The 19845-nt window shown below is 42.5% G+C and carries 24 protein-coding genes; 13 read left to right on the top strand and 11 right to left on the bottom strand.

The features are described from left to right. Positions 1-96: 96 nt before the first annotated feature. On the bottom strand, positions 97-1257 hold the full coding sequence (locus ACFEL9_RS17615; RefSeq protein WP_385892888.1) for a DUF3095 domain-containing protein: 1161 nt from the start codon (positions 1255-1257) through the stop codon (positions 97-99). Between the two features lie 229 nt (positions 1258-1486). On the opposite strand from ACFEL9_RS17615, the gene ACFEL9_RS17610 reads away from it, so the two are divergent. Then, positions 1487-2371, top strand: coding sequence for a polysaccharide deacetylase family protein (locus ACFEL9_RS17610; RefSeq protein ID WP_385892886.1), 885 nt, complete (start codon positions 1487-1489; stop codon positions 2369-2371). 17 nt (positions 2372-2388) lie between these two features. Here ACFEL9_RS17610 and ACFEL9_RS17605 read toward each other — a convergent pair whose 3' ends face one another. Next, a complete protein-coding gene (locus tag ACFEL9_RS17605) occupies positions 2389-3345 on the bottom strand; it encodes a DUF6929 family protein (RefSeq protein ID WP_385892884.1) in 957 nt (318 codons plus the stop codon). 127 nt (positions 3346-3472) lie between these two features. On the opposite strand from ACFEL9_RS17605, the gene ACFEL9_RS17600 reads away from it, so the two are divergent. Both ACFEL9_RS17600 and ACFEL9_RS17595 read left to right on the top strand, forming a co-directional pair. Further along, positions 3473-3955, top strand: coding sequence for a GNAT family N-acetyltransferase (locus ACFEL9_RS17600; RefSeq protein WP_385892881.1), 483 nt, complete (start codon positions 3473-3475; stop codon positions 3953-3955). 40 nt (positions 3956-3995) lie between these two features. Continuing rightward, positions 3996-4874 carry a ChbG/HpnK family deacetylase gene (locus ACFEL9_RS17595; protein WP_385892878.1) on the top strand — a complete coding sequence of 293 codons (879 nt, stop codon included), beginning with the start codon at positions 3996-3998 and terminating at the stop codon, positions 4872-4874. 215 nt (positions 4875-5089) lie between these two features. Here the strand turns inward: ACFEL9_RS17595 and ACFEL9_RS17590 are convergent, their stop codons facing one another. From ACFEL9_RS17590 to ACFEL9_RS17560, 7 genes are all read right to left on the bottom strand, one after another. After that, positions 5090-5647, bottom strand: a complete 558-nt coding sequence (locus ACFEL9_RS17590) for an HD domain-containing protein (protein ID WP_385892875.1) — start codon at positions 5645-5647, stop codon at positions 5090-5092. A 66-nt stretch (positions 5648-5713) separates the two neighbouring features. Further along, entirely contained in the window at positions 5714-6292 is a 579-nt protein-coding gene (locus ACFEL9_RS17585) for a YceI family protein (RefSeq protein WP_385892872.1), read from the bottom strand. Between the two features lie 47 nt (positions 6293-6339). After that, positions 6340-6579, bottom strand: a complete 240-nt coding sequence (locus tag ACFEL9_RS17580) for a hypothetical protein (RefSeq protein WP_385892870.1) — start codon at positions 6577-6579, stop codon at positions 6340-6342. After that, the gene (locus ACFEL9_RS17575) at positions 6573-7103 is read right to left on the bottom strand and encodes a DinB family protein (protein WP_385892868.1); all 531 of its coding nucleotides are present in this window, start codon (positions 7101-7103) and stop codon (positions 6573-6575) included. Before ACFEL9_RS17575 ends, ACFEL9_RS17580 begins: the two co-directional genes overlap by 7 nt. Next, positions 7081-7743, bottom strand: a complete 663-nt coding sequence (locus ACFEL9_RS17570) for a dihydrofolate reductase family protein (protein WP_385892865.1) — start codon at positions 7741-7743, stop codon at positions 7081-7083. Before ACFEL9_RS17570 ends, ACFEL9_RS17575 begins: the two co-directional genes overlap by 23 nt. A 49-nt stretch (positions 7744-7792) precedes the next feature. Then, positions 7793-8362, bottom strand: a complete 570-nt coding sequence (locus ACFEL9_RS17565; RefSeq protein ID WP_385892862.1) for a dihydrofolate reductase family protein — start codon at positions 8360-8362, stop codon at positions 7793-7795. Positions 8363-8368: 6 nt separating this feature from the next. Continuing rightward, the gene (locus ACFEL9_RS17560) at positions 8369-8911 is read right to left on the bottom strand and encodes an SRPBCC family protein (RefSeq protein ID WP_385892861.1); all 543 of its coding nucleotides are present in this window, start codon (positions 8909-8911) and stop codon (positions 8369-8371) included. Between the two features lie 276 nt (positions 8912-9187). Here ACFEL9_RS17560 and ACFEL9_RS17555 point away from each other — a divergent pair, with 276 nt between their 5' ends. Continuing rightward, the gene (locus tag ACFEL9_RS17555) at positions 9188-10171 is read left to right on the top strand and encodes a GlxA family transcriptional regulator (protein ID WP_385892859.1); all 984 of its coding nucleotides are present in this window, start codon (positions 9188-9190) and stop codon (positions 10169-10171) included. 67 nt (positions 10172-10238) lie between these two features. Here the strand turns inward: ACFEL9_RS17555 and ACFEL9_RS17550 are convergent, their stop codons facing one another. Further along, a complete protein-coding gene (locus tag ACFEL9_RS17550; protein WP_385892857.1) occupies positions 10239-10739 on the bottom strand; it encodes a hypothetical protein in 501 nt (166 codons plus the stop codon). A gap of 130 nt (positions 10740-10869) precedes the next feature. Between ACFEL9_RS17550 and ACFEL9_RS17545 the strand changes: the two genes are divergently transcribed. The 3 genes from ACFEL9_RS17545 (at position 10870) to ACFEL9_RS17535 (ending at position 12142) form a co-directional block, all read left to right on the top strand. After that, positions 10870-11268 carry a response regulator gene (locus tag ACFEL9_RS17545; RefSeq protein WP_385892854.1) on the top strand — a complete coding sequence of 133 codons (399 nt, stop codon included), beginning with the start codon at positions 10870-10872 and terminating at the stop codon, positions 11266-11268. A gap of 50 nt (positions 11269-11318) precedes the next feature. After that, positions 11319-11546, top strand: a complete 228-nt coding sequence (locus tag ACFEL9_RS17540) for a hypothetical protein (RefSeq protein WP_385892853.1) — start codon at positions 11319-11321, stop codon at positions 11544-11546. Positions 11547-11644: 98 nt separating this feature from the next. After that, positions 11645-12142, top strand: a complete 498-nt coding sequence (locus tag ACFEL9_RS17535) for a cupin domain-containing protein (protein WP_385892851.1) — start codon at positions 11645-11647, stop codon at positions 12140-12142. 51 nt (positions 12143-12193) lie between these two features. On the opposite strand, the gene ACFEL9_RS17530 is transcribed toward ACFEL9_RS17535, so the two are convergent. Next, positions 12194-12448: a hypothetical protein gene (locus ACFEL9_RS17530; protein ID WP_385892848.1), complete on the bottom strand. Its 255-nt coding sequence runs from the start codon at positions 12446-12448 to the stop codon at positions 12194-12196. Positions 12449-12840: 392 nt separating this feature from the next. On the opposite strand from ACFEL9_RS17530, the gene ACFEL9_RS17525 reads away from it, so the two are divergent. From ACFEL9_RS17525 to ACFEL9_RS17500, 6 genes are all read left to right on the top strand, one after another. Then, on the top strand, positions 12841-14019 hold the full coding sequence (locus tag ACFEL9_RS17525; RefSeq protein ID WP_385892846.1) for a thiolase family protein: 1179 nt from the start codon (positions 12841-12843) through the stop codon (positions 14017-14019). 189 nt (positions 14020-14208) lie between these two features. Continuing rightward, positions 14209-14925: a hypothetical protein gene (locus ACFEL9_RS17520; RefSeq protein ID WP_385892844.1), complete on the top strand. Its 717-nt coding sequence runs from the start codon at positions 14209-14211 to the stop codon at positions 14923-14925. Between the two features lie 226 nt (positions 14926-15151). Then, a complete protein-coding gene (locus ACFEL9_RS17515) occupies positions 15152-16069 on the top strand; it encodes a sugar phosphate isomerase/epimerase family protein (protein ID WP_385892842.1) in 918 nt (305 codons plus the stop codon). Between the two features lie 73 nt (positions 16070-16142). After that, positions 16143-17840 (top strand): GMC oxidoreductase, encoded by a 1698-nt coding sequence (locus ACFEL9_RS17510; protein WP_385892840.1) that lies wholly within the window; start codon positions 16143-16145, stop codon positions 17838-17840. 406 nt (positions 17841-18246) lie between these two features. Next, positions 18247-19068 carry an alpha/beta fold hydrolase gene (locus ACFEL9_RS17505; protein ID WP_385892838.1) on the top strand — a complete coding sequence of 274 codons (822 nt, stop codon included), beginning with the start codon at positions 18247-18249 and terminating at the stop codon, positions 19066-19068. 269 nt (positions 19069-19337) lie between these two features. Continuing rightward, a complete protein-coding gene (locus ACFEL9_RS17500; RefSeq protein ID WP_385892836.1) occupies positions 19338-19793 on the top strand; it encodes a DUF1569 domain-containing protein in 456 nt (151 codons plus the stop codon). Positions 19794-19845: the final 52 nt, after the last annotated feature.

Below are 19845 nucleotides of genomic sequence, written 5' to 3'. Positions count from 1 at the left end.
TAATTTGACTCCTCAGCTGATAAGAGTGACAGGTGGATTGTTTTGACTATGATTGGAGTTTATAGCTGTCGGGTGGAGAGAGTTTTACCATTAAACTTAAATTGGGTGTACCATTTTGCGTTTCAGCATTCCTGCTGCTTTAGTATAACCACCTTCGGCTCCATCTACAAAATGAATATGCTCCTCATTAAGGTTGCGCACATAACAGCTCATTACCGATTCACGACTTACATACAGGCCATAATTGATTTCACCTTGCTGTTCCAGTTGATTCAATGCGGCCTGCAATTTCTCCCGCTGCATAGTAGTGCCGGATATAACAGTGTTCACTTTTCCATCAATAACCAATGTGTCAGACAGCGCCACGAGTTGTCGCAAATATTCTTTTCCTTTCCGGGTGCGGAAATAGAACTGGGCCAGCAACATTTTGATCCAGTTGCTGAATAAGTACACAGGTTTGAGCCGGCCAAACCTTGTTCTCATTTCAAGCCCTATCTTTCCAATAGTGGCCTTTAACTTCAGCATCGGAATGGATATAGGTTTCCGTCTTTCGGGTTCGCCGTAGATATTATCCAGCAGGTCAATTACTTTTTTGAAAGCATCCGCCTGCTGCCCGCTATTGCGTGCAGTTACCAAAAGACTCACTACTTCATCATAGTTTGCTGGTGGTTTTATCTTGTCCCAACGACATTGCATACCGGTCAGATCTAATTCCTCCGGCTCCCTGCTTACTTGTAGCAGCTTGTAATCCTCACCTTTTATAATTTTTTCGGCATAGGCCAATCCATCACCCAGTACAACAGGGATAATAAAGAATTGCGTACTGCGCAGCTTGCTGATCTGGAGCAGATGGCCTTCCTGGTAAATATCGGCTACCGGCACTGTGCCCACCCGCAGGTCAAGACCAAAATTGTCGACTGTGTTTTGCCTGTGTAAACTGAGGGCTTTCAAAACAGGCTCAACTATCGAAGGCGGAACGATGAAACTGGCTCCATCTCCACCAAAAAAGAATGGAATTGAAATATGGGCTTTGTAAGCAATGTTTAACACAGCTACAATGCTGCCTGTTGCCAGTAAGTTTACCGTTTCATGTACGCCCCGTTCAATCGCTTTTGTCGAATTCTTTATATCGGTGATTACAACATGCCAGTTGCTGGGAATTTTGTAAAAAAGATGTTCCTCTGCTAAAAGTTCGCTCAGCGGAATTTCATTGACCGGCAGGCGGGAGTAAAACAGATCGTTGCTTGCAGTCGACATAGAAAAAAGGTATAATGAAAGTAAGTGTTTTATACTATCTGGGTATTAGGTGATCCGGATATTGGTTCATTTACGAAAAAACGTAGCACCACGAGGTAAAAAGGACCTATAAAGTTACTCTGATTCACATTATATTTGAATCCTATAGTCTTATCGCATTATGCCGGATGCCATTGAAAAATAAAGCTTCCCTATTTTGCGTTACTATTTAAGGTTTAATATCCAAACTATGAAAAACTGTCCGAAACTAACTGTACAAAAGATCAGTTTGCTTATTGTGCCCATCCTGGGCCTGTTAATAAATTCCGGTTGCGAGGGAAAAACCCAGCCAGCAAAAGTGGAGACAGCCATAGCCGTTGCTACCTCTCCGGAACCGGAGAAAGCTCCCACACCTGTCGCTCCTGTTGTTGCGGATGCAGCTACCATTTTAAGCCGCCAGCAAGTTCCCATCCTGTGTTATCATCAAATCAGGGATTACAAGGCCTCCGATTCGAAAACTGCCCGCGACTATATCGTTCCGGTAGCCAGTTTCCGCGAACAAATGCAATCATTGGCGGATAGCGGTTACCATGCCATATTACCAGACGAGCTTTATGATTATCTCGTAAGTGGAAAACAGCTTCCCGCGAAACCAGTAATGATCACATTTGATGACACCCGGCTTGATCAATACACCGCTGCTTTGCCTGAATTAAATAAACATGGCTACAAAGGCGTGTTTTTTATTATGACAGTGGCACTGGGAAAACCGGGATATATGAGCCGTGAACAGGTGAAACAATTGGCCGACGAAGGACATACGATTGGTTCACATACGTACGATCATAAAAATGTAAAGCAATACGTAGTAGATGATTGGGTGGAACAAATACAAGCTCCCTCCAAGCAATTGCAAACAATAACCGGCAAACCGGTTGAATATTTTGCCTATCCTTTTGGGTTATGGAATAAAGAAGCCATCGCCAAATTGAAGGACCATGACTTCAAAGCCGTATTCCAGTTAGCTGCAGCCCGCGATGAAAATGATCCGTTGTACAGCGTTCGCCGCATCATTGTTCCCGGTGGCTGGACAGGTGCGGGATTACAAAAAGTAATGGCCAAAAGTTTTAAGTAAACAATTCGTTACACATACTACTCAAGAGTCATGCTGAACAAAACAGTATGACCCTTGTCATCATCGGCAGCTAATACCAGCTGCTTTTGTTTTTTCTCTTCTGCTATAATGCAAACGGACTCGATCTTCTGGGCCTTAAACCGGTTATCTATTGATTCAAGATCGATAATACGATCAGGATTGATGGCCGCTAATTTTCTTTTGGAAGAAATATCATTGATCACCCACAAATAACTTTTTCCAATGGCGCCATCATCATAACTGGTGTAGGTATTTTCGGAGCTAATTGTCAACAACAACTGGTCAGTTTTTGAAGAATAATCCATGCCAGAGATCCCATGAAAGAAAGAAGTGTCGGTGTTTGCACCCGCCTTGATAATTTTTATATCTGCCACTGATTGTTTTTCCCAAAAGCGGGGAGAAGTGATAATCAGAAAATTTTTCCGAAATGATTTATTGCCCCGGCTGGCCAATACAATTCCTACGGGTGTTGTAGTGGCTCCTTCAATATTAAGATCGGTGACTCCGGCATTTTTTAGTCGCTGAAAAAAGGTATCGAGCTGGTATTGCCTGGTTTCCTTTGTTACCGGATTGACAAGCCAGCATGCATTACGATAAGGCGATAAAGAGCCGGAACCGGTTAGTAATAAAAGCGGTGAGTCATTCTGTTTCACCTGAGTGATGGATTCAATATCCGGTTTTGTCTCCTTGGGAATTCGTGATCCCGGCGTTTCGAACAATTTTATACTATCAAGTATACCGAACTCTTTATTGATTATCAGAAGGTGGCTTGCATCATCACCAACCAGGTAGATTTTGTCGTTGAATGGCTGTAATCCCGATCCGGAAGGATAATTGTCCAATACTTTCATGGAAACCAATGTTGGTTTTGACTGCTTAGCGCCACAGGCGGCGACAATCAAAACGGCAATTAGGTAAGTCCATCGAAAATAAAAGCGGCAATTGCGGAGCATCATCAGCATTTTATTTTGGTACAAGTTAAACAGAAGGAATAGAAATATATGTCCAGAACTTATATGAAAAATACTCCGGCAAGATTTTAATTTTGTTGATTCAATCTATAAATCATTAAATGAAGTCATGAAATACCGGCCAGCTAACACAAAAGACAGGCAAATCATTTACCAGCTATACATGGAAGAATCGGCCAATCCTTTCCTGACTTATGATTATATGAATGAGACAGATTTTGAGTCACTCTATAAAAAGCTCCTTAAAACAGATACCCTTTTTGTGGCGGAAGAAAATAAAGAGATTATAGCCACATATCGTCTCATTTCCAAAACCGACAGGCAGGCGCATACTGTCTACCTCGGAGGTTTCACCATACGAAAAGACCGGCAGGGCAGGGGTTATGGTAAACAAATACTCGATCATATCAAGGCTTACCTGATTGACTCAGGAAAGTCAAGAATTGAATTAACGGTGGATATACACAATGCAGCCGCCATCAGCTTGTATAAAAAGGCGGGGTTTGAAATTGAAGGACAGGTACGAAACAGCTATAAGCGAAGTGATACGGGAAAATATTATGATGAATATCTGATGGGCGTATTACTTTAGTAAAAGAGATAGATAAAAGTTAGGTTTAAAATAAGAGCAGATGAAAAAATATTTTTTGTTAACAGGAATAGTATTGTTTCTTCAACTGTCTGTGTTTTCACAAAAAAACAGTCCCCGGCTATTGCTTCGCCTGGATGATAATGGAATGAACCATGCTGTAACAAAAGCTATTGAGCAGGTGGCAGCTACGGGCATTCCTTTTTCAACCTCTGTCATGTTTGCCTGCCCCTGGTACCAGGAGGCAGTTGCTGTTTTAAAAAAATATCCGAAGGTATCGGTAGGTGTTCACCTGACCTTAAATAGCGAATGGAAATATTTCCGATGGGGTCCGGTGCTGGGTCAAACAGCGGTAGCGAGCCTGGTTGACAGTAATGGTTATTTTCATCCATCCACTGCTGCTTTTCTGCAAAGCAATTATAAACTGGAAGAAGTAGAGAAGGAGCTGGATGCGCAAATTAACCGAGCCATCCGATCCGGTTTATCAATCGACTATGTCGATTATCACATGGGTACAGCGACTGCTACACCTGAACTTCGGGCCATCGTGGAAAAACTCGCACAGAAATACAAACTGGGTATTTCAAGATATTTTGGCGAGAACTATCACACGATGTTTGATACACCAATAGAGCAAAAGAAAAATGCTTTTTTGAAACAAATGCAACAACTTTCAGCCGACAAGGTGAACCTATTCGTAATGCATGTGGCTGAGGCGACGCCGGAAATGAATGCACTGGTCGATATGAACAACCAGGATCAGCATTCCGAAACAAAACCTCTGGTCGCCTTGCACCGGAATGCAGAATTAAAAACATTATTATCTGCGGAATTCCAGGACATGATCAAGAAAGGCAAACTGAAACTGGTAACCTATAGAGATCTGGTAAACCAAGATGGCCCCCAAAATAGCAGGCAGTAAAAAGACCGGTCATGATTTCCTGGCTGCCTTGATACATTACATTCATCTCATCTTAGCTGCCCGGAGTCCCTACCGCACACAAAGCCCCGCCACGGGAGACTCCGGGCCGGAACAGATTCCAGAACATGATCAAGAAAGGCAAATTGAAACTGGTAACCTATAGAGATCTGGTAAACCAGGGTGGGCCCCCAAAATAGCAGGCAGTAAAAGCCCGGTCATGATTTCCCGGCTGTCTTGATACATTCGTCTACAGTCTTGACAGCAATTTGGCGCAGTTCATCATTTCCATCATTCATCGCTTTCAACAGGGCCCTGCATTCAAATAAAAACAGCCTGGCAAAATCGGGCTCTGCATTTTTCAGATCCAGGCAGTTGTCAATGATGTCTGCATATTTGATCGTCTGTGCATCAGGACTGGCCTTTTGCATTCTTTCCACTTCCATCGCTTTTCGTTTTCGCCGGTTCCATTGGGGATATTGCTGCTTTGTATAGATGTCAGTCATCTCCACCACCAGTTTCATTGTTTCGTTGGCAGTTGTGTTATCCAGCACCGACTGCAGAAACTGACTTAACTCTTCGGTTGTCACAGCCGTATCTTCCAGCACATCATGCAGCAGTGCCGCAGCCAGTATTGACGTCTTTTGTGAATATTGTTGACAAATATTCATTACCCTAACCGGGTGTTTGATATAGGGTTCATCAGCAAACTTTCGCCGTTGACCGTTGTGGGCTTTTGCGGCATATTCCTTTATTTTCTCCAACTGATCATTCATGATTTCGTTGGGTACAAATTTCAGACCGACGGATACAGCCTGAATAAGGGCTGACGCCTTTTTTTATTACTTTTTTTCAAACTGCGCATTCGCCACAATAGCTACTTCATCACTCAACATGGCCGGTGGGGTAGCGGGAGATATACCAAAATCCAGCCTTTTTATCGTACCGGTTATTTTAAAACCAGCTATTGTTTTTTTAGTAACAGGATGAGTGCCGCTGTTTGCAATGGCATCCAGCGCCACGGGTTTGGTAATTCCATGCATGGTCAAATCACCTTCGACTTTGTACCTTTTATCAGCTACTTTTTTAACCGACCTGCTTTTGAAGGTGATCGCCGGAAATTTCTCCGCATCAAAAAAATCGGCGGTGCGAAGGTGCTGATCACGGGCATCTACATCGGTGTCTACCGACTTTACATCGGCAACCATGGTAACGGTGGCATCCGAAAAATCATCTTTGGATGCTTTGATGGTAGCTTCTTTCATCTTAAAAGTGCCATCCACTTCAGACAGCATCATTAACGAGATTGAAAACCGCAGGTTGGAATGATTCGTATCCAATGCCCATTCTGATTGTGCTTGTGAACGAACAACTGACATCAGTGCAATGGTAACTAACAAAAATTGACATGTTTTTTTCATCTGTTTATTTTTTATTGTTTTTAATGGTCATATTGTTGGTTGCTTTTTTAGTTACTACGCAATGGAATTTCATCTGGCAATACTTCAGCAGTATAACCGAATTGACTTATCAACTGGATGATGCAATCGATCTGTATAACATTCGCACAAGATTCAATACGAAGTATCTGATCACAATCCTGCAAGTCAAAATTAACTTTATACCCGGGGAATACTTTTCTTATAGCGTCGATAAGAATGCTGGCATCCACCGGATCACAAACATCTGTTTTGAAAACTTCTACCATGGTTTTGCCAGTATCCAAAAAATGTTTTTTAACTGGTGTGTATGCCTCCTGGTATGGCAAACCAAAAAATAGATCCATTCATAACCTGTAAACTCTCCCAAGCCCGGGAAGGGGAAACTGGTAATGGTTGCTGATAAGTCGGCAACTGCTGACGCTTTCTTAATATTTCCTTTTACACGGCTCAATGACTGTAATAATTCTTCTTTAATGGCCGGCTCGTCAGTTGGAATGATAAAGTCAGGCGACTTTAACTTGGTCGTGAAATCAAGAAAGATTTCATTGATTGCTTCCACCATTTCATCCGGTTCTCTTACCGTAGGCCTGGATGGCCCTCTCAGCAATCCCGGTATGCCTGATTTTGATTTCAGCAGGTGATCAGCTACCTGTGCCGCTGTCCAGCTTCCTTCAAACGGCACTTCATTTAATTGCTCTTGTGTAAAGGAGGCAAGAATATTATAAAACACCCGTTCTGTTTCCTCAAATTGTTTCAGCAATGCTTTTTTATTTAATCCTATGTGTTGCATAACTACAATGATTATTTGCTGCTGCGAATGTTTTAGTGTTATTTATCTGCTCGTGTTTTTTTGGCCGGTAACAAACCAATGTCACACCGCTACGAAAAGTCTTTGTCCTGATCAACTCCAGTTCAAGAGCCGCCGGATCATTAAACAGTGGCTTACCCTCGCCGAGAATTACCGGCGCAATCCAAATATTATACTCATCCACAATACCCGATTCTATAAACGTTTGAATGATGCTGACACCGCCCCAAATGATCATATCCCGTCCCTGCTCCTTTTTCAATGCTTCAATTTTCTCAACAATGTCGCTTTTTATTAATCTTGTATTATTCCAGTGCATGGCCTCCACATCAAAGAGCGACAGCTTTCTCGAGAAAACGATTTTACCGACCCGGTTCATCCATTCTGCAAACTGTATATCTTTTCTCCTTCCCTCAGGGTCGGCTGCAGCGGCAGGCCAGTAGTCAGCCATAGCTTCATAAGTAACCCGTCCTGCAAGAATGGTATCAACGGTACTCAACTGTTCGGCTACCGCTTCTTCCATTTCATCATTCCAATGTGAAAAATGCCAATCTAATTCTCCATCGGGGCCCGATGCAAAACCATCTAAGGTTACATGGGTTGATAAAACCAACTTTCTCATTTCATTACATTAATCAGGCCATTCATACCAATGATCAAAGCAGGCACGGCTATTTGGTCGCATAAACAAGAATCACAACACCCGAGCCAAGTGTTTTTGTGCTCAATAACTTCAAATCTTTCCGTTCGCTGCCTGGCTTGAACAGTGGGTTGCCTTTACCTAAGATCACAGGGTTTAGAATAAGCCGGTATTCATCAATTAATCCTTCAGCGGCAAAACTGTTGATTAGTTTTCCGCTTCCAAAAATCACCATATCCTTTCCGGCCTCTTGCTTCATTTTCTTTACTTCTTCAACTATATTTTTATTGATCAGCGTTGAATTGTTCCAGCCAGTCGTCGCTACATCCCGATCCGTTAAGGTGGTTGAAAACACGATTTTTTGCATAGAGTTCATGCCCCCGGTAATGACCGGATCATTTTTATCCGACGCTGGTGTGGGCCAATAGCCGGCCATTTGTAAAAAAGTGACCCGGCCATATAAAATCGTATCAACCGATTTGAAGAGCTCTTTCACATATTCAAAAAATTCTTCCTCTACCACAAACCAATCCAGTTCCTGCCTGGGTCCTTCAAAAAAGCCATCAAGTGTTATCAAATTGGATACAATTATCTTTCGCATGGTGTACTACTGCTTTTCAAGAATTGATTTAAGTGTATCCAACCCGGTTTGTAAATCATTGCCAATCATTTTATCCATGTTCATAAAGAGTAGCATAATGTTCATCGGGTACTTCATCCTGCTGTCAAACCCCCATTTTACTCTTGTTTGGTTGTCAGACACTGTTTCCGTAACCATGCGGGCATCAGCTAGTCCTTCAAATGGCTCTATAAAATGCAGGTCGAGATCAATCCTGTCGCCCTCCGAAATTTTATCAATCTGTTGTTCGCCTTTGCCTACTTTATTATCATCACTTTCCCAGGCAGACACAAAGCCCGCTGTTCCATCTGTGCCACGGTATTCTTTTTTCATCTTAGGGTCCATCCTTGCCCATACACTATAGTTATCCTGGTTCTTCAGGTATTTTATGTAGTCAAATACCTGGCTTTTGGGCTTGTTTATGGTTATTTCCCGTTCAACAGAATAATCTTTTTTTACAAACAGGGCAACAATTAAAAGTATGCCCACCAGGATTACAACACCGAGGATAATTTTAAATAAGATTTTCATATGTTAGTTTTTATCGTTTTTTGTTTTTATCATAATTCTGGCACTGAACCGCAGCAGCAATGGTTTGCATGGTCATGTCACCGCCGAGGCAAATTTGTGTCATAGAAAACTATTTTAGACCACCGCTTTAATTTGCTGATACAAATCTATTTCGGTGCAGGATTTAATCCGGGGTGTAAATACGGCAATTGCGGGGGTTGATTACGACAATGAATTTGGCTACATTTGGTTTCTCATTTTACCAATTGACCGGTCAAAAACGATAACCTATCACATATGAAACATGTATCCATTATTGTTCCGTTAGGAAATACAAGCTTAGCCAATATTGATGGCACACACCAGATCTTTGCTGAAACAAATAAGTATTTAGAAGAGAAAGGAGATGAGCCATTATTCAAAGTACAATTAGTTGGTATCGCAAAAGAATCCAGCCAGCGCAATGGGCTTTTCACTGTAATCCCCGAGTGTTTGATTGGTGATGTAAAAAAAACCGACCTTATCATCGTTCCTGCATTATTCGGCGATCCCAAACAGGCATTGGAAAGGAACAAGGCATTTATTCCCTGGATCATCCACCAATATGAGCAGGGAGCAGAACTGGCCAGCTTTTGCATCGGTTCATTTTTTTTGGCTGCAACCGGATTGTTAAAGGGAAAGAGATCCGCCACGCATTGGGCATTTGCCAATGATTTCAGGAAAATGTTCCCGGACGTAAACCTGGTGGACGACAGAATTATGACGGAAGAAGATGGCATTTATACGAGCGGCGGCGCCTATTCCTATTTGAACCTGCTGGTATACCTGATCGAAAAACATGCAGGCCGTGAAACAGCTATTCGCATTTCAAAATCATTCATGATTGATATCGACCGTCACAGCCAGTCGCCTTTTATCATGTTCCAGGGACAAAAGAGACATGAAGATGAGTCGGTAAAAAAAGCACAGGAGTTTATTGAAAAAAATTTCGAAGAAAAAATTACTGTGGATCAGCTTGCCAGTATGCTGGCAGTAGGAAGAAGAAGTCTCGAACGCCGATTTAAAAGTGCAACCTGTAATACGATCACTGAATACCTGCAAAGGGTGAAGGTAGAAGCGGCGAAAAAAAATTTGGAAACAGGCAGAAAAAATATCAATGAAGTAATGTACGACGTGGGGTATTCGGATGTAAAAGCATTCAGAACTATTTTTAGAAAAATCACTGGTTTGTCGCCCCTGGAGTACAGGAAAAAATACAATAAAGAAGCAGTAGCCGTCTAGCAATTTTGTATAGCGATAAAAAAGGCTGTAGGACCAATTCCTTCAGCTTTTTTTATGCTGGGATTGATTATTTATATTTAGCTGGTATGGCGCTGCAATCTGTTTTTTGTAGCGACTGCTTCTCATCAAACCTGACAGCTGCAGTATCGGTAAAATAACTGCTATCTTTCCTGACACCCGTTGGCCCAACTCCCCGTACCAATGCATTTCCGCGACGTTCAAACCAAACTTCCATTACACTTTTCATTCCTTCAGATTCAAACTCATACCAAAGCTTGATCGTATTTCCATGTATTGTGCCATGAACCGGTCCGGTACTGCCATCTTTTTGATAGTTGTCAAAACTGAGCTTGCCGGTAACAGTATTTTCTGTTTGCACCAGCCAGGCCACTATGGTATCCTGCCCGGCTATTTTCCAGTAGCAACCGTCATTGTTATGGTAAGAGTAAGACTTATCAATTTCTTCCCTTTCTTTTTCCTTTTGTTCAGGAACTGTATTTTTTCCGGTGTCATTATTGGCGCAGGCGCCCAGGCACGACAATATCAGTATAACGAGTGCATTTCGCATAAGATTGTTTTAGTTATCAGTTCTAATAGTGTGCCAGTGTTTTCGTTTGAGATCGGGCCGGCAAATTCTATCTATTGATCGCTTTTAGAGAGTTATTTGCTGTAATTTTAATCCACTTCAATTCAAAAACATGCAATCCTACGCTTTGATGTTACAGGCTGATGAAGACGACCGGTTTTTGACAGAGTCCATTTTGCTGGAAATGCCGCAGAAAATCCCAATGCAATTTGTCAGTACTGTCAAACAATTGAATCATACCGTTGCCGGGTTGGGACTGCCAACAGTTATCCTGGTCAATAGCAATAATCATCGTCATCGTGCTATTAGCGTGGTTCGGTTATTGAAAGCCGATGCACAACTGGATCATATTCCGATTGTCGTACTCGGCGAAATCACCACACCGGAATATGTGCGGCAATTTTATAGGGCAGGAGCGAATACCTATATTATAAAACCATCCAACATTGCCGCAACAAAGAAAAAGATTGAAACATTTCTCGATTATTGGTTTACAGTGGCAGAAGTATAACCTAAAAATTTATCGGCGTAGAATTTGCTGGTTGGCATTAAACGGCATCTATGAAAAAGAAAGAGACTTTTTGGGAATTACTCGAAAGGTTGGACAGGCAAGCCGGGGAGTTTAATATACATCTGTCAGAAGCCAATCGATATTTTGATAAAGCCGCTGATACTACCAGGAGTCTTCTTTTAAAACAAGAAAAAGATTTGCATACAACCATCAATAAAGTTCGGCGTGCATTAAAAAAATTGAGCAAGGAAAAAGAAAACAAAAACAAGAGTCATTAGAAACAAAGCGCACTTTTAAAAATCCATTTTGTTTATTGCTATCCTGTCATCGACCAGACCGATAATTCCGCTATCTTGAAAAAATAAAAATAAAAGGTATGATCACAGCACAGGAATTGATTGAAAGATATGAATTGCAGTCTCACCCCGAAGGAGGGCATTACCTGCAGACCTACTGCAGCACGGAGCTGATATCTCTTGACGCATTACCTGCCCGCTTTAATGGTAATCGTTATTTCTCAACCGCCATCTATTTTTTATTGGCCGGGAAACAATTTTCAGCATTTCACCGGATAAAAAGTGATGAGCTCTGGCATTTTTATCACGGAGTTGGTCTGCATATTTATTTATTGCATCCTGATGGCAGGGGAGAATTATTGAAACTTGGCGATGATTTGGTAAATGGATATTCCTTTCAACAGGCTGTACCTGCTGGTTGTTGGTTTGCTTCCAAACCCATTGATGAAAATGGATTCTCTTTCGTTGGGTGCACTGTTGCACCGGGTTTTGATTTTGCGGATTTTGAAATGGCAAAGAAAGATGAATTGATAAAACAATATCCACAACACGAAGGCTGGATCAACAAACTTTGCTGAGCATTATAGTGATACAATAATGAAAAAAAATATCCTGCATTCGTTGCTGGTCTATCTTTCATCATCTTCCTCATCCGGGGCGTCATGAACAAGATCATCAGGATCTTCTAAACTTTCAGCATCGGGGTCCGGACGCTTTTTCATGCGATGTACCAGGTCATCGGGATCTTCATTTTGATCGGATGGTATTTCATGATCAGGAGAATGCACCAGGTCATCAATATCTTCTTCAATTCGTCCTTTTGGACCTGCGCCGCCAGGTGTTTTATCTTTTTTGTGATTGGGAGGAACAACTTTCTTTTCCATGATTGCTGTTTTAATAGATACCTTAAAAAATTATGCCACCCGGAATAAACTTGTTTTGCCGGATAGTTTAGGACGGGATCGGGACCGCGAGTTCACTAAGACACAGTTAAATTACGGCTTTATTTTAATATGAATTTGTAAGCCACTATTGATGATTCATACAGGCCGGCTGTGAAAAAAAATCATCATTCCGTAATTATTGTGACAGGTGATGATGCACAATATCGGAGACAGTTTATTTGCCATAAGTTGGGGATAGGTTTGCCAGCATTTATTGAGAACTATTGAAATTTTCATTCTGTATGCGTAAAAATAGCTGGCATAACGGACCTGCTGTCGGCTAATTGCTATACTAACAATCGTTATCTTTGCCCCTCAATTTTGAAAACCATATGAAGGAAGTTTATATTATTTCCGCCGTTCGTACACCTATGGGTAGTTTTGGCGGAAGTTTAAAAAGTTTATCTGCTACACAACTCGGTGCAGCAGCTATCAAAATGGCTTTGCAAAAAGCAGGAATTCAGCCGGAACAGGTCCAGGATGTTTTGATGGGCTGTGTGCTGCAGGCCAATCTTGGCCAGGCACCCGCCCGGCAGGCGGCAAAGTTTGCCGGTCTCCCCAACGAAGTGAATTGTACCACGGTCAATAAAGTTTGTGCCAGTGGCATGAAAGCCATATCGCAGGCTGCACAAAGTATTGCATTGGGTGATGCGGATATTGTGGTAGCGGGAGGTATGGAAAGTATGACCAATGTTCCCTTTTATGCCGAAGCCTTGCGCTGGGGTAATAAGTATGGCAACTCATCCCTTATCGACGGGCTTGCCAAAGATGGACTCACCGACGTATATGACGGAAAAGCGATGGGCAATGCGGCCGAGCTTTGTGCAAAAGAATGCGGTATTAGTCGTGAAGAGCAGGATGCATTTGCTATTGAAAGCTATAAACGTTCGCAGGCCGCCTGGGAAAAAGGCGCTTTTGTTGATGAAGTGATTCCCGTTGAAATACCACAGCGCAAAGGTGATCCTGTTGTATTCGCAAAAGACGAAGAACCATTTAATGTAAAGTTTGATAAAATTCCATCGCTGAGTCCGGCTTTTGTAAAAGAAGGAACAGTAACTGCCGCCAATGCCAGTACGATGAATGATGGCGCAGCTGCCCTGGTGCTGATGAGCAAAGAAAAAGCAGAAGAACTGGGGTTAAAACCCATCGCAAAAATTCTTTCGTATGCGGATGCAGAACAGGCGCCCGAGTGGTTTACCACTACACCTGCGGTGGCCGTACCCAAAGCCGTGAAGAAAGCGGGACTAACAATGGAGGATATCAGTTACTGGGAATTGAACGAAGCCTTTGCTGTAGTAGGTATCGAAAACACTAAACGGATGAAACTGGATCCTGCTAAAGTAAATGTACACGGTGGCGCTGTATCACTCGGTCATCCATTGGGTGCAAGCGGTGCCAGGATCATTGTAACACTGATCAACGTCTTGAAACAAAATAAAGCCCGATATGGTGCAGCAGGGATTTGCAATGGTGGCGGCGGAGCGAGTGCCATGGTGATTGAGAATGTCTGAACCATGACTTGCCTGCCGGCAGGCAGGTTTAAACGATTACCTGGATTATTGGGAAATAAACTAAAGCCTTCTTTCAACGGAAGGCCTTTTCGTTGTGTCTTCATTTCGTTGCGGGAAATCTTTCCTTGATTTAAGCAATAAAACCCTACTTGCTTCTTCTTAACTTTAACATTCATCAACCCGTTATTTATGAAACTTCGAATGTTTGCTATCCTGCTTCTTAGCGGTATTGTTTTATCGCTGCAAAGTTTCCAATCCCCATCACCTGCATTGACAGGGGCCTGGCGTTTACAACAAGGTACTGTTGAAGAAGTGCTGGTTTTTGAAGACGGTTATTTCTCCCATTCTATTTTTGACAAAGGCAACAAGAAATTCATCGGCACTTACGGTGGCATTTATAAAACAACCGGCAAAGAGTTACATTTCAAAATCGAATTCGACAGCCGCGTCAAAGAAAATATTGGCACAGACAAAAAATATAGCCACGCAATCAGCAATGATAAATTAACGGCTGATATCAACGGGCAAAGCCAGGTTTGGGCAAGACTCGACGGCGGTAATGATAAACTGGCAGGAGTATGGCGCATCACCGGTCGCATGGTCGATGGCAAGATGAATGAAATGAAAAGAGGTGATCGCAAAACGCTTAAACTTCTTTCGTCAACACGTTTTCAATGGATGGCTATCAACCCGGCCACCAAAGAATTTTTCGGCACCGGCGGCGGTACCTACACGTTTGCCGATGGAAAATATACCGAACACATCGAATTCTTTTCCCGCGACAACACCAGGGTAGGGGCTTCCTTATCCTTCGACGGAGAAGTGAAGGATGGTGTTTGGAATCACTCCGGCAAAAGTTCGAAAGGCGATCCGATTGATGAAGTTTGGACAAAAGAAAAGTATTAAGTTAATAAACCGCTTTGTTCGATAGAAAACGAAAACTATTCCCTGGTGGTAAGCTTCCACAGCCAACCGATCATTCGAACCGAAGATATCATTAACAGCAATGTTAAATCCGTCAATATTTTCGGGCAGTTGCATAAAAACATTTTTCACTATTTCATCATGCCCGAAAAAGTTTTACCAGTTTGCCTTAAATTGAACCCTATTCATTATCATAAATAAATACCCGATGCATTTATCAACCCGCCGGCAGTTTCTGCAAACATCCGCTACGCTTGCCGCTGCTGCATTACTAGGTAGTTCGTTCGACACAAAAAAATATAACCCGTTGCTTTCGTTTTCAACATTAGGTTGTCCTGACTGGACATTCGAACAGATCACCGATTTCGCCGTCAAGCACGGGTTCAAAGGTTTGGAGATAAGAGGCCTGCTCAGACAGATTGATCTTACCAAAGCCGAACCTTTTGCTACGGCTGAAAAAAGAGCGGTAACAATGGCCATGATGAAAGAAAAAGGACTGGTATTTGTCAACCTGGGCTCATCAGCTACTTTGCATTTCGCCAACGAGGCAGATCGAAAAAAGAATTTGGATGATGGCCGCAAATTCATCGATCTCGCTCAGCAGATCAATTGTCCTTTTATTAGAGTGTATCCTAATAATTTTCCCAAAGACCAGGAGAAACAACAAACCATGGATCTCATTGCAAAAGGATTGCTGGAGTTAGGCGAGTATGGAAAAGCCCACAATGTAAAAGTGTTGATGGAAACACATGGGGAAGTAGTAAAGACAGAAGACCTGGCCAGTATTATGCAAGCGGCTTCTCATTCGCATGTAGGCCTGGTATGGGATCCCTGCAACATGTGGACGGTTACGAAGGAATCGCCGATAGCTATGTATAAACAATTGAAGAAATATATTCATCACACGCATATCAAAGATGCAAAGCTGGTGGATGGAAAACCGCAATACGTTTTATTGGGACAGGGAGAAGTGCCTATCTTCGAAGCCATTGATGTGTTGGCAAAGGATAACTACAAAGGCTATTTTAGTTTTGAATGGGAAAAGCTCTGGCATCCCGAATTATTAGAACCGGAAATCGCCTTAGCCGATTATCCGCTGGCGATGAAAAAGCATTTCAAAAAGTGAAGAAGGGAAAAAGTGAGTGGTGAAAAGTGAAAAGTGAGACGTTAAATCTCAAACATCAAACCCTGAAACTATCATGCCCGGTGATCCTCCGCAAATAAATACAAAAGCAAAGCAAAAAAACACCTACGATGTCATCGTTGTTGGCTCCGGCATCAGCGGGGGCTGGGCAGCCAAGGAACTTTGTGAAAAAGGATTAAAAGTATTAATGCTCGAAAGGGGTCGCCCGATCGAACATCCCAATTATCCCACTGCTACCATGAACAGTTGGGATTTTCCTCACCGCAATTCACTCACGCAGCAGGACAAACAGCAACACTTCATACAAAGCCGCCACTATTCCTTTGCGGAAGACAACAAACATTTTTATATAAATGACCTGGAGAATCCCTATACTGAAACAAAACGTTTCGACTGGATAAGAGGAGATATTGTCGGTGGCCGTTCGTTGCTATGGGCAAGGGCCTGCTACCGCTGGAGCGATTTGGATTTTGAAGCCAATCTTCGCGACGGATATGGAGTCGACTGGCCCATTCGTTATAAAGACCTGGCGCCATGGTATGATTATGTCGAATCATTCATTGGCGTAAGTGGTAATCGTGATGGGATACCCGTTATACCCGATGGTGTTTTTCAACCGCCCTTTGAAATGAACAGCGTTGAAAAATTTTTCAAACAGAAAGTTGAAACCAGTTATCACGACCGCAAAGTCATCATGGGGCGCACGGCCAATCTTACACAACCGGTAAAGGGCAGGGGACAATGCCAGGCCCGTAATCTTTGTCACCGGGGTTGTCCCTATGGCGCTTATTTCAGTACCAATGCCAGTACCATGCCGGCGGCATTTGCTACAGGCAACTTAACGGTCAGGGCTCACTCACTGGTAAATAAAGTATTGTACGATGAACAAAACCAACAGGCAAGTGGTGTAGAGATCATCGACACGGAAAGCAAACAAACCGAAGAGTTTTTTGCGAAGATCATTTTCCTGAATGCATCCACCGTTGGCACGGCGTTTATATTACTCAACTCCATTTCTAATCGTTTTCCCAATGGGCTGGGGAATGGTAGCGACCAGGTGGGCCGCAACCTGATGGATCATCACAAGGGACTTTCCATCACTGCTGATGTGGAAGGATTTGAAGAGATGTATTATTATGGCCGCCGGCCCAACAGCATTTATGTTCCCCGCTTTCGGAATGTGCAGGAAAAACATCCCGGCTTTATCCGCGGGTATCATTTTGGTGGCAGTGCTTACCGGCGCCGGCAACAGGGCGAAGGTATTGGCGTCGATTTCAAAGAAGCCATCAGCGAGCCAGGCCCGTGGAAAATGCGACTCTTTGCTTTTGGTGAATGTCTTCCCTATGCGGATAACCGCATTACACTCGACACCTCGAAAAAAGATCAATGGGGACGGCCGCTGCTGGCGATAGATTGTACATTTCGAGAAAATGAAAAAACCATGCACGAAGATGTAAAGGCCACCGGTGTTGAAATGCTGGAGGCAGCTGGCTTTAAAAATGTAAAAGCGAATGGCAGTATTTCCTTTCCCGGCAATGCCAATCATGAAATGGGTATTGCCCGTATGGGCCGTGATAAAAAGACCTCTGTGCTGAATCAATACAATCAAATGCACGAAGTGCCCAATGTATTTATCACCGATGGTTCCTGTATGACATCAGGTTCCTGTCTGAACCCGTCGTTGACCTATATGGCACTTACGGCAAGGGCTTGTGATTATGCGGTAGGAGAGTTGAAGAAGGGAAATATTTAGTTTTATGTAACCAGCAGAGTGCTACTATCAGCTTCGTTGCGCCTGCCCGCCGGCAGGTGGGTCGCACACTTGTACGTTCTGTTCACTATTCAGCACAATAAAAACATTGATCATTCATCAGGAGATTTGCCATGCTTATCCGGCAATACAAAAAGGCGAATTTGTGTAGGCGATCACCTGGTTTAACAGAACTCTTTCCTGTTTTTGTTGTTAACTTCATCATCAACCTACCACCTGCAGGCCGGCCACTGTTGCGGGGCGGTGAGACATACACTACCAATATAGCAAGCCGTCAACATTGTTGCCTGATAAAAAAAATGAAATCAACTATGCCGATTCAATTTTTTTCGAATCAGATAAAAGTATACCTGCAAAAATCTATTAACAAAAACTAAAACAAAAAAACATGAGCAAGATTACAGTAAAAGACGGTACCGAAATCTACTACAAGGATTGGGGAACGGGACAACCACTGGTTTTTCATCACGGCTGGCCTTTATCCGGCGATGATTGGGATGCACAAATGATGTTTTTCCTAAACCAGGGATTTAGAGTTATTGCGCACGATCGCCGGGGACATGGAAGATCTTCCCAAACGGCAATTGGACATGATATGGATACCTATGCAGCAGATGTGGCCGAGCTTACCCAGGCACTGGATTTAAAAAATGCGGTACACATTGGCCACTCAACCGGCGGTGGTGAGGTTATTCGTTACGTTGCAAAACATGGCAAAGTCCGTGTAGCCAAAGCTGTATTGATAAGTGCGGTCACGCCATTAATGGTAAAAACAGAAAATAATCCCGACGGTATTCCTATGTCGGTGTTTGATGAAATACGTGTTGGCACCGCTACACAACGTCCCCAATATTTCCGGGATTTTACCATACCATTTTTTGGCTATAACCGGGAAGGAGCAAAAGTATCGCAAGCTGTCAGAGATAATTGGTGGCGCCAGGGAATGATGGGTGCAATAAAAGCACATTACGATTGCATTAAGGTTTTTTCTGAAACGGATTTTACGGAAGATCTTAAAAGCGTGGATATTCCTGTGCTTGTAATGCACGGCGAAGATGACCAGATAGTTCCCTTTGAACTCACTGCAGTAAAGGCGGTAAAATTGCTGAAGAATGGAAAACTCATTTCCTATCCGGGTTTTCCGCATGGCATGCCCACCACAGAAGCCGCCAAAATAAATGCGGACCTGCTGGCTTTTATTAAATCTTAAGCAATAAGCTTTAAATTAACTCCGGAGGTTAAAAAAATACAAAGCTATCATCACTGAGTCACAAGCCTGCGCCTGTGACTCAGTTGTTATTAGATTGACGATATATGGATTGAAAAAGTGGTTGTTACAAAAAATGCATTTTCTATCCGACAATACGAAAGGCAAATTGATGAGTAGCAATAATCACTGGCACGTAAAACTTGTTCGTATTATATATCAATCTTAGTGTTATTTTTAATAACCACATTCAAAAAGTAAATCCACTAAGAATGAAAAATATTTTCCTGGAAGAAGATACAGCCGGAATAACTAATCGTATTAATAAATTGAGCCCAAATTCAAGGCCACTTTGGGGTAAAATGACAGTTGCTCAAATGTTGGCGCATTGCAACGTTACGTTTGCATATACCTACGAACCGGAAAAATTCAAAAGGCCCAATTTCTTTATGCGCTTCATTTTAAAAAATGTTGTAAAAAAGTATATAGTAGGCCCAAATCCATACAAACAAAATGGCAGGACGGCGCCTGACTTCATTATTGCAGACGAACGAAACTTTGAAATGGAAAAAGAAAAATTAATTCAAAACATCACCAGGACACAACAATTGGGTGAAAAACATTTTGATGGTTTGGAAAATCTTTCTTTTGGAAAGATGTCTGCGAAAGAATGGAATACCATGTTTTCCAAACATCTTAATCATCATTTGACACAATTTGGAGTATGATGAAAGGAATAGATAAATTAGCTTTCTCTTTAAGTGGAAAGACTCGCGACAA

Origin of the sequence: Terrimonas alba (genome assembly GCF_042434975.1) — a bacterium.
Classification (GTDB): Bacteria; Bacteroidota; Bacteroidia; order Chitinophagales; family Chitinophagaceae; genus Terrimonas_B; species Terrimonas_B alba.
Note: the sequence above shows the minus strand (reverse complement) of the source record. Positions and strands in the feature narration are given on the sequence as shown.

Excerpts from the sequence above, each read along its gene's own strand:
- ACFEL9_RS17540 (WP_385892853.1), top strand. The coding sequence starts at position 11,319 with ATGAAAAAGAAAGAGACTTTTTGGGAATTACTCGAAAGGTTGGACAGG.
- ACFEL9_RS17555 (WP_385892859.1), top strand. The coding sequence starts at position 9,188 with ATGAAACATGTATCCATTATTGTTCCGTTAGGAAATACAAGCTTAGCC.
- ACFEL9_RS17580 (WP_385892870.1), bottom strand. The coding sequence starts at position 6,579 with ATGGTAGAAGTTTTCAAAACAGATGTTTGTGATCCGGTGGATGCCAGC.
- ACFEL9_RS17610 (WP_385892886.1), top strand. The coding sequence starts at position 1,487 with ATGAAAAACTGTCCGAAACTAACTGTACAAAAGATCAGTTTGCTTATT.
- ACFEL9_RS17535 (WP_385892851.1), top strand. The coding sequence starts at position 11,645 with ATGATCACAGCACAGGAATTGATTGAAAGATATGAATTGCAGTCTCAC.
- ACFEL9_RS17605 (WP_385892884.1), bottom strand. The coding sequence starts at position 3,345 with ATGCTCCGCAATTGCCGCTTTTATTTTCGATGGACTTACCTAATTGCC.
- ACFEL9_RS17550 (WP_385892857.1), bottom strand. The coding sequence starts at position 10,739 with ATGCGAAATGCACTCGTTATACTGATATTGTCGTGCCTGGGCGCCTGC.
- ACFEL9_RS17560 (WP_385892861.1), bottom strand. The coding sequence starts at position 8,911 with ATGAAAATCTTATTTAAAATTATCCTCGGTGTTGTAATCCTGGTGGGC.
- ACFEL9_RS17500 (WP_385892836.1), top strand. The coding sequence starts at position 19,338 with ATGAAAAATATTTTCCTGGAAGAAGATACAGCCGGAATAACTAATCGT.
- ACFEL9_RS17590 (WP_385892875.1), bottom strand. The coding sequence starts at position 5,647 with ATGAATGATCAGTTGGAGAAAATAAAGGAATATGCCGCAAAAGCCCAC.
- ACFEL9_RS17515 (WP_385892842.1), top strand. The coding sequence starts at position 15,152 with ATGCATTTATCAACCCGCCGGCAGTTTCTGCAAACATCCGCTACGCTT.
- ACFEL9_RS17520 (WP_385892844.1), top strand. The coding sequence starts at position 14,209 with ATGAAACTTCGAATGTTTGCTATCCTGCTTCTTAGCGGTATTGTTTTA.
- ACFEL9_RS17600 (WP_385892881.1), top strand. The coding sequence starts at position 3,473 with ATGAAATACCGGCCAGCTAACACAAAAGACAGGCAAATCATTTACCAG.
- ACFEL9_RS17595 (WP_385892878.1), top strand. The coding sequence starts at position 3,996 with ATGAAAAAATATTTTTTGTTAACAGGAATAGTATTGTTTCTTCAACTG.
- ACFEL9_RS17525 (WP_385892846.1), top strand. The coding sequence starts at position 12,841 with ATGAAGGAAGTTTATATTATTTCCGCCGTTCGTACACCTATGGGTAGT.
- ACFEL9_RS17565 (WP_385892862.1), bottom strand. The coding sequence starts at position 8,362 with ATGCGAAAGATAATTGTATCCAATTTGATAACACTTGATGGCTTTTTT.
- ACFEL9_RS17505 (WP_385892838.1), top strand. The coding sequence starts at position 18,247 with ATGAGCAAGATTACAGTAAAAGACGGTACCGAAATCTACTACAAGGAT.
- ACFEL9_RS17570 (WP_385892865.1), bottom strand. The coding sequence starts at position 7,743 with ATGAGAAAGTTGGTTTTATCAACCCATGTAACCTTAGATGGTTTTGCA.
- ACFEL9_RS17615 (WP_385892888.1), bottom strand. The coding sequence starts at position 1,257 with ATGTCGACTGCAAGCAACGATCTGTTTTACTCCCGCCTGCCGGTCAAT.
- ACFEL9_RS17510 (WP_385892840.1), top strand. The coding sequence starts at position 16,143 with ATGCCCGGTGATCCTCCGCAAATAAATACAAAAGCAAAGCAAAAAAAC.
- ACFEL9_RS17545 (WP_385892854.1), top strand. The coding sequence starts at position 10,870 with ATGCAATCCTACGCTTTGATGTTACAGGCTGATGAAGACGACCGGTTT.
- ACFEL9_RS17530 (WP_385892848.1), bottom strand. The coding sequence starts at position 12,448 with ATGGAAAAGAAAGTTGTTCCTCCCAATCACAAAAAAGATAAAACACCT.
- ACFEL9_RS17575 (WP_385892868.1), bottom strand. The coding sequence starts at position 7,103 with ATGCAACACATAGGATTAAATAAAAAAGCATTGCTGAAACAATTTGAG.
- ACFEL9_RS17585 (WP_385892872.1), bottom strand. The coding sequence starts at position 6,292 with ATGAAAAAAACATGTCAATTTTTGTTAGTTACCATTGCACTGATGTCA.